The following is a 12,514-nucleotide window of genomic DNA, read 5'->3' on the forward strand; positions in this document are numbered from 1 at the left end:
CGCGAGACTATCGGCCACGGCTCTGCCGCGGCGGGTGTGGCCCAGAAGACGCGCCGCCGCCCGGTCCCGGCCGCGCGGCGTCCGGACCGGCCCGGGCGCCCTCCACGGCATCGGCCGCCGGGTCGTCTGCCCCCTCCGGCCGGGCGTGCGCCGACCCCGGCGGCGACGATTCGGGTACGCCCACCGCCGGCTCCGACCGGGCGTGGCCGCCCGGCTCCCGGTGGGCCTGCACCTGTCGGCCGGCACGCGGCAGCCCGTCCGGTGGGCTGAGGGCGCCGGCCAGCACCTGCAACTCCCGGGTCGGCACGTCGGGGCGTACCTCGGCGACCCGGTAGGTGTCCCGGCCGGCCGCCTTCGCGGCGTAGAGCGCGTCGTCGGCGGCCTCCAGCACCTCCCGTCCGGTGCTGCCGTGGTCCGGGTAGACGGCGATGCCCACCGACACGGTCACCATGACCGGCCCGGCGTACGCCTCGACGGCGATTGGTGCCTCGCGCACAGCGGCGCCCAGCCGTTCGGCCACTATCGCCGCGCCCCGGGCGTCGGTCTCCGGTAACAGCAGGACGAATTCCTCGCCGCCCTGCCGGAAGGCCAGGTCGACCTCGCGGATCTCGCCGCGTACCCGCCTGGCGAACTCGGCGAGCACGGTGTCCCCCGCCGCGTGCCCGTACGTGTCGTTGACGTCCTTGAACCGGTCCAGGTCCAGCGCGAGGACGCTGAGCATCCGGCCGAACCGGCTGGCCCGCTCCACCTCCCGCCGGATCGACTCGCGCAGGTAGCGGTAGTTCCACAGGCCGGTGAGCGGGTCGGTGAGCGACAGCCGCTGGGCCTCCTCGTGCACCCGGACGTTCTCCACGGCCACGGCGGCGTGCCCGGCGAAGGTGCGCAGGGTGACCAGGTCGTCGTCGTCGAACTCGTCCGCGCCCACCCGGTCGTAGAGGGCCAGGACGCCCAGTGCCGACGCCGGCGTACCTGCCTCGTCGGCGGCGGGGGTGCCGGTCGGCGCGGCGGGCCCGCCCGGGGTGGCGAACGGCACGGCGACGTACGTGCGGCAGCGCGGCTCACCGTCGGGGACCTCGGTCGGCTCCATCCGCCCCCGCTGCGGCTCGCCGGTGGCGGCCACCGCGCCGACCACGCCGACGCCCACCGGCACCCGCAGGGTCTGCGGCTCGTCCGGGTCGCCGTCGGGCCAGCGCCCGTCAAGCCCCTCGCTGCACTGCGCGGCGAGCACACCGCCGGCCTCGACGAGCAGCACCGCGCCGGCTCGGGCGCCGGTGGCGGCGATGGCGCTGTGCAGGATCACCCGCAGGATGCGTTGCAGGTCGTGCGTGCTGGCCAGGGTGTCGCCGAGCACCGCGAGATGGCCGCGCAACTGGTCGCGGCTGCTGGTGAGCGCCGCGACGTACGACCCGGTCTCCCGGGTCATCCGGTTGAACGCGGCGGCCAGCCGGCCCAGTTCGTCGCGGCTGCGCACCGGCACCCGGGCGGTCAGGTCGCCGTACGCCACCCGGTCGACGGCGCTGGCCAGCTCCACGAGCGGCCGGGTGGTCACCCGGGCCAGCCGCCAGGCGGTGAGCACGGCGAGCAGGCCGGCCAGCACGACCGCGCCGAGCAGCGTGACGTGCAGCCCGGGCGGTCGTTCGCTGGGCACGGACAGGACCAGCGGCAGCGGCTGCCCGCTGGACGGGCCGATCCTGCGCACGTACCGGCCGTCGTGGGTTTCGGTGACCCGCTCGCTGTCGACGGCGCCGGCGGCGGCGAGCACCGCGTCGCGGACCTCCCGGGACTCGGTGGTGTGGGTGACCCGGTCGCTGCCCGCGCCGCCGAGCAGGGTGACCGCCACGCCGGTGACCGCCGCGAGCCGGGTCACGAACGCCGGGTCGACGAGTTGTGCGGCGGCCACAGTGCCGAGCAGGGCGCCGGCCCGGTCGCGCAGGTCCACCCGGGCGGCGAGCGCGCGCACCGGCCCGGGCTGCGTCTCCCCGGTGCCGGAGCAGTCCCGCCAGGGGGTCGACGGCGCGCCGGCCGAGGCGTACGTGACCCGGCCTGTCACGTCGGTGATCAGTACGGCGGCGGCCAGGCCCCGGCTGACCAGTTGGTTGGCGGCGGCGGACGGGTCACCGTTGAGGGCCACCGCGTCGGCGGTGGCCCGGAGCTGCTGGCAGAGCGCGTCGACGGAGGTGCGCACTGTGGATGCCGCCACGGCGAGACGCTCGGTGGAGCGGCTGCGGTCCACCGCGGCGGCGGTGGACGCCACGAAGAGCGCGCCGAGCAGGACGGGGCCGAGCACCACCACGAGGAAGGCTGCCGTCAACCGCCCGCGTAGCGTCACTCGGTCCCCCCGGAAGTTCCGCCTCCGTTGCTTGCGATGCTGACACAGAGCAACCCTGGTGGAGGCGTTGCGTCAGGAGTGTTGCGTGCCGGAATTTTCTTATGAAGCGGAAGCGGCAGCTGTGGCGAAGCGGGACGCCCGCGCCGAGCTGCTCGCCCGCCGCCGGGCGCTGTCCGCGCCGGCCCGGGCCGAAGCCGCCGGGCGCGTCCAGGCCGAGCTGGTAGCCCTGGTAAGCCGGCTGCGACCCCGCCGGATGACGGCGTACGTGCCGGTCGGCTCCGAGCCGGGCGGCCCCGACCTGCCGGCGGTGCTGCGGGCGGCGCTGCCTGCCGACGCCGAGTTGCTGCTGCCGGTGCTCCTGCCCGACCTGGATCTGGACTGGGCCGCGTACACCGGGCCGGAGGGCCTGGTCGCCGCCGGCCGGGGTCTCCGGGAGCCGGACGGGCCCCGGCTCGGGGTGGGTGCGGTGGCCGACGCCGACCTGGTGGTCGTACCGGCGCTCGCCGTCGACAGGAACGGCCGGCGGTTGGGTCGCGGCGGCGGCTCGTACGACCGCGCGCTGGCCCGGGTGCCGGCCGGCACGCTGACAGTGGTCCCGCTGCACGACGGGGAGCTGGTCGAGGCGTTGCCCGCCGAACCACACGACCGTCAGGTCCGCGCGGTGCTCACCCCCTCCGACGGGATGCGTACGCTTGACGGCGGCCCGGGTTTGTCGCGTGGTGTCGCGCCCCACACGTCCGCTGGACGAACCCGGGGCGAATGACGCACCATTGGCACTCGAATACGTCGAGTGCCAACTAGCCGAGCCCAGATCCGGAGGAGAACGTGCCCACGTACCAGTACGCCTGCACCGCGTGCGGTCACCAGCTCGAGGCGGTGCAGTCCTTCTCTGACGAGCCGTTGACCGAGTGCCCGGCGTGTCAGGGGCGGCTGCGCAAGGTCTTCAACTCGGTAGGCATCGTCTTCAAGGGCTCCGGCTTCTACCGCACCGACTCGCGCGCCTCCGGGTCTGAGACCTCGGCCGGCGGCACGGCAAGCAAGCCGAAGTCCGAGTCGTCATCGGGTGGGGATTCCGGGTCGTCCTCGACGTCCTCCTCGTCCGGGTCGTCCTCGACGTCCGGGTCGTCGTCGGCCTCGTCCGGCGGTTCGTCCTCGGGTGGGTCGAGCGGCGGCAAGGCGCCGGCGGCCAGCTCCACGTCCTGACCCCGTCGGGCACCCCCGATGTCGTGACGTCGGGCCGGCTGACGGTGGCCTCTTAGCAGGTCGAGCCTGCCGGTGGGCGGTTGTCCACAGGCCGGCCGGTTGTCCACAGGCACGCCCGGATGGCCGACCGACCGGTCCCCGACAGGCCTAACCTGCCGTCCACGGGCGTCGCCGCGACGCCCCGACGGGAGGCGGCGGGGCGATGGTCGATCCGGATTCGACGCGGGCGTTGCGACCGCTGCGCCGACCCTCCCTACCCGGCGGTCGCACCCTGCTGCGGGCGGGCCTGGTCGCCGCACTGCTCGGCCTGGCCGCCGCCGTCCTGCACACCCCGACCGGCTGCCCTGCGGCCACCGGCAGCACGCCGTCCCCGGACCGCGCACCAGCGGCAACGGACGGGCAGATGCCCGTCCCCGGCACGGGACCCACCGAGGCGGGCGACCGGAGCGGGCCGTCGTCCAGCCCCGTGCCGCTGCCGCTGCCCAGCGGGTCGGTAGGGGTGCCGGTCCGGTTGGCCGAGCCCGCCGCGCTGGCGGTGGTCCGCCCCGGCGCCCGCGTCGACCTGCTCGCGGCGCCCCCCAGTGAGGCGGGCGCCGAGGCGATCCTGCTCGCCGCCGGAGCGCTGGTGCTCGACGTGCTGGGCGGCGGCGCGACCGACGGGTCGGCGGCGCTCTACCTGGCGCTCCGCCCCGACCAGGCACAACGGGCCGTCGGGCTGCCCGAGGGCAGCCGCTTCGCCATAGTCGTCCGCGGCTAGCGCCGGTCAGTCCCAGTGCGGGGGGCGCTGGGACAGCAGCCAGTCGTCGTTGTCGCCGGCCCGTTCGCCCCAACCGTGATCGGTGTCGTCGGACGTCTGCTCGGGCAGCACCACGAAGTCGTCGCTCAGGTCGACGGTGCGGTCGTCGTCGCCGCGCGCTCCCCGCCTGCCGGGGTCCTCGGTGCTCACGAGCGGCAAGACTAGCGCAGCCGAGGGTGGCCGCGCCGGCCAGAAGCGGCCGGGCGGACGACCTGATTGGTAGCGTCGGACGGCGTGACGACCCCCAGCGGTGCCAGCACCCCCGACGACTACTGGCGGCGGCCCGGCCCCGGCGACGGCGGCGCCGCGGAGCCCGCCGCCACACCGACCGGTGGGTACGCGGGCCCCCCGGCGAGCACGCCGCCGCCGGCCGGCTGGCGTCCACCCGTACACCTGGAGCCGACAGCGCCCCGCCGGCTGCCCGCGCAGGACATGGCCGCCCTGGACACGGCCGAGCAGCGTTCGCAGCGGGTCACCTACGGTTTCGGCGCGGCAGTCGGTGTGGTGCTGGTGGTGCTGGTCTGCCTGCTCTGCTCGCGGATCATCTTCTGACCGCCACGGGTCAGAGGGTGGTGCCCCAGACCGCCTCGGCGCCGGAGTGACCGGTCAGGTAGACGTAGACCAGCGAGGCGATGGAGAGCGCGACGACGGCCACCGCCAGCACCGGGGTGACCAACGCCGGCAGCCGCGGCACCCGCGGATGCCCGCTGGTCGCCACCAACAGCAGGATCGCCACGATCCCGAGTGGCACCACGATCCGGAACAGGATGTCGCCGTACCGGGAGTGCTCGAAGATCTGGTTGAGGATCGGCCCCTGGAAACCCTTGGCGACAAGCGCGTCGGTGAACGCCTCACCCGACTCGACGGCCACGAAGGTGGTCACCGGGGCGGCCACGGCGAGCAGACCCAGCGCCCAGTCCAGCCGGTGCCGCCACCGGGGCAGACCCACGTACGCGATGGCAAGCGCCGCCAGCAGCGGCACGAACAGGACCACCGCGTGGATCACCAGCACGTGGACCGGTAGACCCAGGATCTCCTCGAACATCGAACCTCCAGGTGGATCAACGGTCGCAGGACCGCCAGCCTACGGGCGGCCGGCCCGCCTCCGAGCTCTCGCTCTCAGACACGCACGGCGGCGCGCTCGGGTTCATCGATCGGTTCGGTCCGTCGGCTGTGTCGGTGGCCACCCCGGCGAGACGCCGGTTGTCGATGCCTGTCGTCCGTGCTGTCATTGGCGCATGTCCGGTGCCGAGGAGCTGCTGCGATCGAGAGGGCTGCGGGTCACCCGACCGCGCCTCGCGGTGCTCGACGTGCTGGCCAGTGGTGGCCACCTGGAGGTCGACGAGATCACCAGGCGGGTCCGGGAACGCCTCGACTCGGTCTCCACCCAGGCGGTGTACGACGTGCTCGGCGCGCTGTCCCGGGCCGGGTTGTCCCGCCGTATCGAACCCGCCGGCAGTCCCGCCCGGTACGAGGCGCGGGTCGGCGACAACCACCACCACGTGGTCTGCCGGGGCTGTGGCGAGATCGCCGACATCGACTGCGCGATCGGCAGCGCACCCTGCCTGGAGCCGAGCATCTCGCACGGCTTCGAGGTGGACGAGGCGGAAGTGACCTTCTGGGGTCTCTGCCCGGGCTGCCGGTCCCGCCGGTCCGCCGACCGCTGACCGGCACCCGCCGGCGAGCGGCGAGGTCCGCACGGGCGTGGCACTCTTGGGCGGTGGACTCCGATGACCTCGGCCTCTTCGGTCCGGGTTCGGTCACGTGGAAGGTGCACGACGAGCCGATCCTGATCGTCGCCGGCCTGCGCTCGCTCTACCTCCAGGCGTTGCACCCCAGGGCGATGGCCGGGGTCGCGCAGAACAGCGACTACCGCACCGACGCCTGGGGGCGGCTGGTGCGCACCGCCACCTTCGTGGGAACCACCGTCTACGGCACCACCGCCGAGGCGGAGGCGGCCGGTGCCCGACTGCGCCGGCTGCACGCCCGGCTGCGAGCCACCGATCCGCGCACCGGTGAGGAGTTCCGGATCGACGATCCCGACCTGCTGCGCTGGGTGCACGTCGCCGAGGTCGAGTCCTTCCTCGACACCGCCCGGCGGGCCGGCCTGCCGCTGACCGACGACGAGGTGGACCGCTACTACACCGAGCAGCGCCGCTCCGCCGCGCTCGTCGGCCTGGACCCGGCCACCGTCCCCGGCACCGCCGCCGAGGTGGACGACTACTACCGGGCCGTACGGCCCCGGCTGCGGATGACCCGGGAGGCCGCCGAGACGGCGCTGTTCCTCACCGCTCCGCCGCTGCCGTGGAAGCTCAGCCTGCCCGCCCGGCTCGGGCTCACCCTCGGCCCGCCACGCTGGGCGTACCTGGGAATCGCCGGCACCGCGCTCGGGCTGCTGCCGGCGTGGGCCCGCCGGATGTACGGCGGGCTCGGGCTGCCCACGACCGCGCTGACGGCGGACCTGAGCGTGCGCGCCCTGCGTCTCGCGCTCACCGCGGTGCCCCGCCGCTACCTGGAGGGCCCGTTGACGCAGGCCGCGAAGCAGCGGGCCGAACGGCACGCCGCCGCGCGGCAGGCAGCGACATCGCCGTCGGCGCAGGACGGGCGGCAGGGCGTCGCGGCGCTGCTGGCCGACTGACCAGGGCCGCTCCGGCCCCGGTCAGCCGTCGGCGGGACGGTCCACGGCAGCCCACGGCTCCTTGCCGGGAGTCTGGGAGCCGGTCGGGCAGTGCCGCCGGAAGTCGCACCAGCCGCAGCGCGGGCCGGGCGCCGTCGGGAACGCCTCATCCGCGTCGCCACCGTCGGCCACCGCCCGTTCGGCGGCCATGATGTCGCGGGCCGTCTCCTCGGCACGGGTCACCTGCCGGGTCAGCGACTCGACCGTGTGGGCGTGACCGGCGACGGTGCCGGTCGGCAGGTGGTGCAGCTCCACATGGCGACAGGGCCGGCGGAACACCCGCTCGGCCGCGTACGCGTAGAGCGCCAACGCCTGCGAACCCCGCGCGTCGTCGGTGTCCAGCCCCGTGCGGCCGGTCTTGTAGTCGACGATGACCAGCTCAGGACCGTCCGGCCCGGGGCGGGAGTCGATGCGGTCGGCCCGACCGTTGAAGGCGAGCACCGCCGTCTTGACCGCCACCACCCGCTCCACACCCAGCGGGTCGGTGTCCGGATCCAGCGTCTCGACGTACGCCTCCAGCCAGCCCAACGCCCGCCGGAACGCGGCGCGCTCCTGCTCGTCGTCGCGGTAGCCCTCGCGCACCCAGGTGCCCTTGAGCAGGGTGGCCAGCGCCTCGGGCCGGCGCCGCTCAGTGGGCAGCGCGTACCAGTTCTTCAGGGCGGTGTGCACGCTGGCGCCGAGGGAGTTGTGCGCCCACGGCGGCCCCTTCGGCGGGGTCGGCCGGTCGACGTAGGAGTAGCGGTAGCGGCGTGGGCAGTCCGCGTACGCGCCGAGCTTGCTCGGGGTGCAGACGAACAGCCGCTCCGGCATGCCCTCGAAGCCGAGCTGCTCGAGGGCACCGGCGCGCTGGTGAGGCGGCCGGCCGCCGGCGGCGGGTCGTCCGGCTGGTGAGGCTCGTCGCACGCCTGCGATCCTGCCATCCACCCCCGACAGCGCGGTGCCCCGGTCAGGCCATGTTCACGTACTGCGTCACGAAGGCGGCGACCGCGTCAGCGATGAGCTGCACGGCGATCGCGGCCAGCAGCAGCCCGGCGATCCGGGTCAGCACCTCGATGCCACCGGGCCGGAGGATCTTCACGATGCCGCCGGAGAAGCGCAGGACGATCCAGACGGCGACCATCACGGCGAGGATCGCCACGGCGATGGCGCTGAACTCGCCCAGCCCGTCGGCCTGCTGGACGAAGAGCATGGTGGCCACGATGGCGCCCGGGCCGGCGAGCAGCGGGGTGCCCAGCGGCACCAGCGCGATGTTCGAGGTGACCTGCTGGCTCGGGTCGTCGGCCTTGCCGGTGAGCAGTTCCAGGGCGACAAGTACGAGCAGCAGTCCGCCTGCGGCCTGGAGGGCCGGCAGGTCGACGTGCAGGTAGTCGAGCAGGGTCTGGCCGGCCACCGCGAAGATCACGATGACGCCCAGCGCCAGCGCCACCGCCTGCCAGGCGGCACGGTTACGGTCCCGGGCCGGCAGCGGCCCGGTCAGCGCCAGGAAGATCGGCATCATGCCCGGCGGGTCGGTGATCACCAGCAGGGTCACGAAAACCTCGCCGAACAGCTTCAGATCCACGTGATCAACCTAGCTGTGGCACGGTGGACGAAATGCTCGGATCAGCCCGAAGCGACCTCGGTCACCCCGGCATCGACGATCCGCTCGTACACCTCGACGCCCGTGGTGAACGCGCCGAGCTGGACGGTCTTGTGGGTGCCGTGGAAGTCGGACGAACCGGTGACCAGCAGGCCCAGCTCGGCGGCGAGGGCGCGTACGTGCGCCTGCTCGGCCGGGCTGTGGTCCTCGTGGTCGGCTTCCAGCCCGGCCAACCCGACGGCGGCCAGATCGGCGATCAGCTCGTCGGGCACCACCCGTCCGCGTCTGGTGGCCCGGGGATGGGCGAAGACCGGCACACCGCCGGCCGCCCGGACCAGCCGGACGGCCCGGAACACGTCGATGTCCTCCTTGGGCAGCCGGTACCGCTCGCCCAGCCAGTCCGGACCGAACGCCTCCCCGGTGCTGCCGACCAGACCCGCCCGGATCAGCGCCTGCGCGATGTGCGGTCGGCCCACCGTGCCACCGCCAGCGCCGGCCAGGATGTCCGGCCAGCTCACGTCGATGCCGTCGGCGCGCAGCAGCGCGACGATGCGTTCGCCGCGCTGCTCGCGGGCCGCGCGCACCCGGGCCAGCTCGGCCACGAGTTCCTGGTGGTCCGGGTCGAACAGGTACGCCAGCAGGTGCAGCGGCACCGCCGGGTCGGTGCCGGACCAGCGGCAGGACAGCTCCGCCCCCCGGATCAGGCGCAGCCCCGGCGGCAGCGCCCGCACCGCCGGCTCCCAGCCGGCGGTGGTGTCGTGATCGGTGATCGCCAGGACGTCCAGCCCGGCTCGGGAGGCCGCCCGGACCAGCTCGGCCGGGCTGAGCGTGCCGTCGCTTGCCGTCGAGTGGGTGTGCATGTCGATCCGTGCTGCGGGTCCGGTACGCGAGATCACGGCCCCGACGGTACCCAGGAGGTCGGCGCCACCGTCAGGAGCCGGTCACCAGGATTGGACGGTCCCCCGGTCGCAGGTCGGCGACGGGGGACGGCTCGGCCGGCTTCCCGGCCCGTACCTGGTCGACGTCGACCCGGACCAGCTGGCCGGCGCCGTCGACGTACGAGGCCGCCGATCCGGTCGTCCAGGCGACCGCGCCGGTCACCGGCGGGCCGGCCGGCAGGGCGCTCAGGGCCGGACCGAGCCGGCGCAGGTCGACAAGCAGGGACCGGTCGGCCTTGCCTGCCCTCCCGTTCACCAGGAGCCACCGCCCGTCGGGGGAGATCCCGCCGGCACCGTCCGTGCTCAGTTCCGGGCCGCAGCCGGTGCCCACCGTCTTCAGCGCGGGCGTGGGGTCGAGCACGGCCAGGCAGGTGTCGCCCGGCTCGCCCGTGGCGACCTGACCGACCAGACGCCCGTCCGGCAGAGTGCCGTAGACGTTTAGGGTGTGCCGGCCGCCGTCCGGGGTCAGCTGCCCGGCACCCGGCCGCCACAGGGCGTGCCCCGGCGCGTCCGGATCGAGCCGGACCAGCACGCTGTCGCCGACGAACCGGACCGGTTCCGCCCCCGCCGGCACCGGCGTACGCGCCGAGCCGATGAGCTGGGTGCCGATCACTCCCGCAACCACCAGGTCGGTGCCGTCGCGCCAGGCGACCTGACGGCCGTCGGGTGCCACGACGATCCCGCCCGCCCCGGCCAGCAGCACCTGCACCAGCCCGTCGTCCTGGGTGACCCAGAGGGATCGGCCGGCCGTGGTCTGCGCGCCGACCACAAGCAACCCTCCGCCGGCGGGCAGAGGTCGGGCGCTCTCGGCCGGCCCGACGCTGGGCAGTTCGAGTCGTTTCCCGTCGGCGCTGATCAACGTCCCGCCGACGAGCAGGTCGGCGGACATGCCGGGCGAGGGCAGGGGGGCGGGCACGGTGGCCGTGGGGATCGGTCGGGCCGACGGGTCGGGGTCACCGATGACGACGATGGGTGAGCCCTCCCGCCCGGAGTCCTGACCGAGTTGGGCCATGCCGGTGCTGACCAGGACTGTGGCGATCGCCGCGAGCGAGAGGCCGGCCGCGGTACGCCTGCGGCGGATCCGGTTCCCGCGGCGGATGGCCTGGCCGGCGGGGTCGGCGCTCAGCGGACGGGCGACAGCGACCTGGCGCGAGAGGGTCTCCCGCACCGCGCCTTCGATCTCGTCGGGCCGCACGTCGTATGGACGCGCCGGCCGGCCCGTCAGGTTGTCGGACCGGCCCCGGTACCCGCTCACTTCTTCTCTCCGGGACCGGTGCCAACGGGCACGGCCGCCGGAGCGGAGGGCAGCTCGATCGACGGACCGATCGGGCGTGGGGTGGCCGGACGGGGAGCGGACGGGTTGGGTACGGACCGGTCCGGCACCGGCCGGGGTCGAGGCGTACCGCCGACTGCGGTGCCCCTCCGGCTCGGACTGCCCGCGCCACCGGCGGTGGCAGCCCGGCGGGTGCGGTTCGCCTCGGCCGGCGTGGCGGCTTCGCCGTCCAGGTCCGGCAGGGCGGATCCCATCCGGCGGCGCAGGGTGGCAAGCGCCCGGGACGCCTGGCTCTTCACGGTGCCCGGGGAGATGTCCAGCATCGCGGCGGTCTGCGCCTCCGACATGTCCTCGTAGTAGCGCAGCACCAGCACCGCCCGCTGGCGCGTGGGCAGCTCTTTGAGATGCCGCCAGAGCAGGTCACGGTCCAGTTGTTGCTCGATCTCGTCGATACCGGCCCGTTCGGGAAGCACCTCGGTGGGGCGCTCACCGTGCCAGCGCCGCCGCCACCAGCTCGTGGAGGTGTTGACCATCACCCGTCGGGCGTACGGCTCGACGGCCTCGATCCCGCCGAGGCGCTTCCACGCCAGGTAGGTCTTGGTGAGCGCCGTCTGGAGCAGATCCTCGGCCGTGGCCCAGTCACCGGTGAGCAGGTACGCGGTGCGCAGCAGCGCGGCGGAACGAGCCGCGACGAAGTCGCGAAACTCCTCCTCCAACGAGTCCCTGCTCGCCACCGCCCACCTCCCGCCACCCGGCCGTCCTGGCAGAGTGCCACGTCAGAGGCCGCCTGGTCCATGACGAAAGGTGCGCACTTGCTCCGATGTTCGGACGAAAACCTTCACGCCCCGTCGTCGGCCTTGGCCTCGTCGGCCTCCTTGCCCAACCGGGCCTCCACCGCCTGCGGCTCGTACATCTCTTCCACCACTCGCAGGTAGAGCTCGTTCGGGTTGGGCAGGTTCTTGATCTCGCGGAGGGCCTGCTCCTGGCCGGCCGACTCCAGCACGAACGTGCCGTAGTTGAGCGCCCGGCCGGTCGGAGTCTGCTCGTACTTCATGTCGGTGACCCGGACCAGCGGCATCATTGCCACCTTGCGGGTGACGATGCCGTTGACCACCATGACCCGCTTGTTGGTCAGGATGAACCGGTCATACCACCAGTCGGCGACCTTCCACGCCACCCAGCCCATCACGGCGAACCACAGCAGCACGGCGATTGTCGTCAACGCGCCCACGTTCTGCCCGGCGAGGAAGCCGGAGAGGTAGCCGAGCACGAAGGTCGCCGCGACGCCGATCAGCAGCGGGGTGGTGAGGTGGACCCAGTGCCGCTTCCACTCGCCCCGGTAGCGCTCGGTGGGGAAGAGGTAACGGGCGACGAGTGAACTGGGCTCGTCCTCCAGCGGCAGCACCCGCCGAGGAGTCGCGCCCGTCGCGTCCGCGCGCAGCCCGGCCAGCTCGTCCTCGGAGATCTGCGGTGGCTGGTAGCTGGCCTCGGGATCACGGATCCAGGCGCGCCCGGACCGACCCTCCCCGGCGTAGCCGGGCCCGTCGCCGTAGCCGACGTCGTCCGACAGGGACGGCCCGTCGGAAAGGCCCGGACCAGCACCGTAGCCCGGGCCGTCATCCGGCCCGATCCGCGGAATCGGCTCGGTGTCCCGTTCGCGACGTTCCCGGTCGGGGTCGTCCGGGTCGAACGGTGGACCGGAGGGGCTGCCCATCGACG

Annotated in this window: 15 protein-coding genes and 1 pseudogene; 6 read left to right on the forward strand and 10 right to left on the reverse strand. The window is 74.1% G+C overall.

What is annotated here, in order from left to right; genetic code table 11:
• Nucleotides 1-7: 7 nt before the first annotated feature.
• Complete coding sequence (locus tag AB0N27_RS14285) at nucleotides 8-2,329, reverse strand: diguanylate cyclase (protein WP_364368421.1); 2,322 nt, start codon at nucleotides 2,327-2,329, stop codon at nucleotides 8-10.
• An 85-nt stretch (nucleotides 2,330-2,414) separates the two neighbouring features.
• Here AB0N27_RS14285 and AB0N27_RS14290 point away from each other — a divergent pair, with 85 nt between their 5' ends.
• Entirely contained in the window at nucleotides 2,415-3,092 is a 678-nt protein-coding gene (locus AB0N27_RS14290; RefSeq protein ID WP_364368424.1) for a 5-formyltetrahydrofolate cyclo-ligase, read from the forward strand.
• A gap of 62 nt (nucleotides 3,093-3,154) precedes the next feature.
• Nucleotides 3,155-3,295: pseudogene (locus tag AB0N27_RS14295) on the forward strand (FmdB family zinc ribbon protein); the annotation flags it as partial.
• 14 nt (nucleotides 3,296-3,309) lie between these two features.
• Here AB0N27_RS14295 and AB0N27_RS14300 read toward each other — a convergent pair.
• On the reverse strand, nucleotides 3,310-3,525 hold the full coding sequence (locus tag AB0N27_RS14300; RefSeq protein ID WP_364370856.1) for a hypothetical protein: 216 nt from the start codon (nucleotides 3,523-3,525) through the stop codon (nucleotides 3,310-3,312).
• 209 nt (nucleotides 3,526-3,734) lie between these two features.
• Between AB0N27_RS14300 and AB0N27_RS14305 the strand changes: the two genes are divergently transcribed.
• Nucleotides 3,735-4,289, forward strand: a complete 555-nt coding sequence (locus AB0N27_RS14305; protein WP_364368427.1) for a flagellar biosynthesis protein FlgA — start codon at nucleotides 3,735-3,737, stop codon at nucleotides 4,287-4,289.
• Between the two features lie 6 nt (nucleotides 4,290-4,295).
• On the opposite strand, the gene AB0N27_RS14310 is transcribed toward AB0N27_RS14305, so the two are convergent.
• The gene (locus tag AB0N27_RS14310) at nucleotides 4,296-4,478 is read right to left on the reverse strand and encodes a hypothetical protein (RefSeq protein ID WP_364368430.1); all 183 of its coding nucleotides are present in this window, start codon (nucleotides 4,476-4,478) and stop codon (nucleotides 4,296-4,298) included.
• 84 nt (nucleotides 4,479-4,562) lie between these two features.
• On the opposite strand from AB0N27_RS14310, the gene AB0N27_RS14315 reads away from it, so the two are divergent.
• On the forward strand, nucleotides 4,563-4,880 hold the full coding sequence (locus AB0N27_RS14315) for a hypothetical protein (protein ID WP_364368433.1): 318 nt from the start codon (nucleotides 4,563-4,565) through the stop codon (nucleotides 4,878-4,880).
• A 10-nt stretch (nucleotides 4,881-4,890) separates the two neighbouring features.
• On the opposite strand, the gene AB0N27_RS14320 is transcribed toward AB0N27_RS14315, so the two are convergent.
• Nucleotides 4,891-5,373 carry a DUF2231 domain-containing protein gene (locus tag AB0N27_RS14320; RefSeq protein ID WP_364368436.1) on the reverse strand — a complete coding sequence of 161 codons (483 nt, stop codon included), beginning with the start codon at nucleotides 5,371-5,373 and terminating at the stop codon, nucleotides 4,891-4,893.
• 193 nt (nucleotides 5,374-5,566) lie between these two features.
• Here AB0N27_RS14320 and AB0N27_RS14325 point away from each other — a divergent pair, with 193 nt between their 5' ends.
• Together AB0N27_RS14325 and AB0N27_RS14330 are read left to right on the forward strand one after the other, a co-directional pair.
• Nucleotides 5,567-5,995, forward strand: a complete 429-nt coding sequence (locus AB0N27_RS14325) for a Fur family transcriptional regulator (RefSeq protein ID WP_364368439.1) — start codon at nucleotides 5,567-5,569, stop codon at nucleotides 5,993-5,995.
• A 53-nt stretch (nucleotides 5,996-6,048) separates the two neighbouring features.
• Nucleotides 6,049-6,966: an oxygenase MpaB family protein gene (locus AB0N27_RS14330; protein WP_364368442.1), complete on the forward strand. Its 918-nt coding sequence runs from the start codon at nucleotides 6,049-6,051 to the stop codon at nucleotides 6,964-6,966.
• Between the two features lie 21 nt (nucleotides 6,967-6,987).
• Here the strand turns inward: AB0N27_RS14330 and AB0N27_RS14335 are convergent, their stop codons facing one another.
• The 6 genes from AB0N27_RS14335 to AB0N27_RS14360 all read right to left on the reverse strand — a co-directional run bounded on the left by AB0N27_RS14335 (nucleotide 6,988) and on the right by AB0N27_RS14360 (nucleotide 12,509).
• Nucleotides 6,988-7,908: a PD-(D/E)XK nuclease family protein gene (locus AB0N27_RS14335; protein ID WP_364368444.1), complete on the reverse strand. Its 921-nt coding sequence runs from the start codon at nucleotides 7,906-7,908 to the stop codon at nucleotides 6,988-6,990.
• A gap of 43 nt (nucleotides 7,909-7,951) precedes the next feature.
• Nucleotides 7,952-8,566 carry a MarC family protein gene (locus AB0N27_RS14340; protein WP_091394729.1) on the reverse strand — a complete coding sequence of 205 codons (615 nt, stop codon included), beginning with the start codon at nucleotides 8,564-8,566 and terminating at the stop codon, nucleotides 7,952-7,954.
• 41 nt (nucleotides 8,567-8,607) lie between these two features.
• Nucleotides 8,608-9,444: a PHP domain-containing protein gene (locus AB0N27_RS14345; RefSeq protein ID WP_364370713.1), complete on the reverse strand. Its 837-nt coding sequence runs from the start codon at nucleotides 9,442-9,444 to the stop codon at nucleotides 8,608-8,610.
• Nucleotides 9,445-9,514: 70 nt separating this feature from the next.
• Complete coding sequence (locus AB0N27_RS14350; protein ID WP_364368448.1) at nucleotides 9,515-10,777, reverse strand: hypothetical protein; 1,263 nt, start codon at nucleotides 10,775-10,777, stop codon at nucleotides 9,515-9,517.
• A complete protein-coding gene (locus AB0N27_RS14355; RefSeq protein WP_364368451.1) occupies nucleotides 10,774-11,529 on the reverse strand; it encodes a SigE family RNA polymerase sigma factor in 756 nt (251 codons plus the stop codon). Before AB0N27_RS14355 ends, AB0N27_RS14350 begins: the two co-directional genes overlap by 4 nt.
• A gap of 104 nt (nucleotides 11,530-11,633) precedes the next feature.
• Nucleotides 11,634-12,509, reverse strand: a complete 876-nt coding sequence (locus AB0N27_RS14360) for a PH domain-containing protein (RefSeq protein WP_364368454.1) — start codon at nucleotides 12,507-12,509, stop codon at nucleotides 11,634-11,636.
• Nucleotides 12,510-12,514: the final 5 nt, after the last annotated feature.

This window comes from Micromonospora sp. NPDC093244, assembly GCF_040683695.1.
GTDB lineage: Bacteria > Actinomycetota > Actinomycetes > Mycobacteriales > Micromonosporaceae > Micromonospora.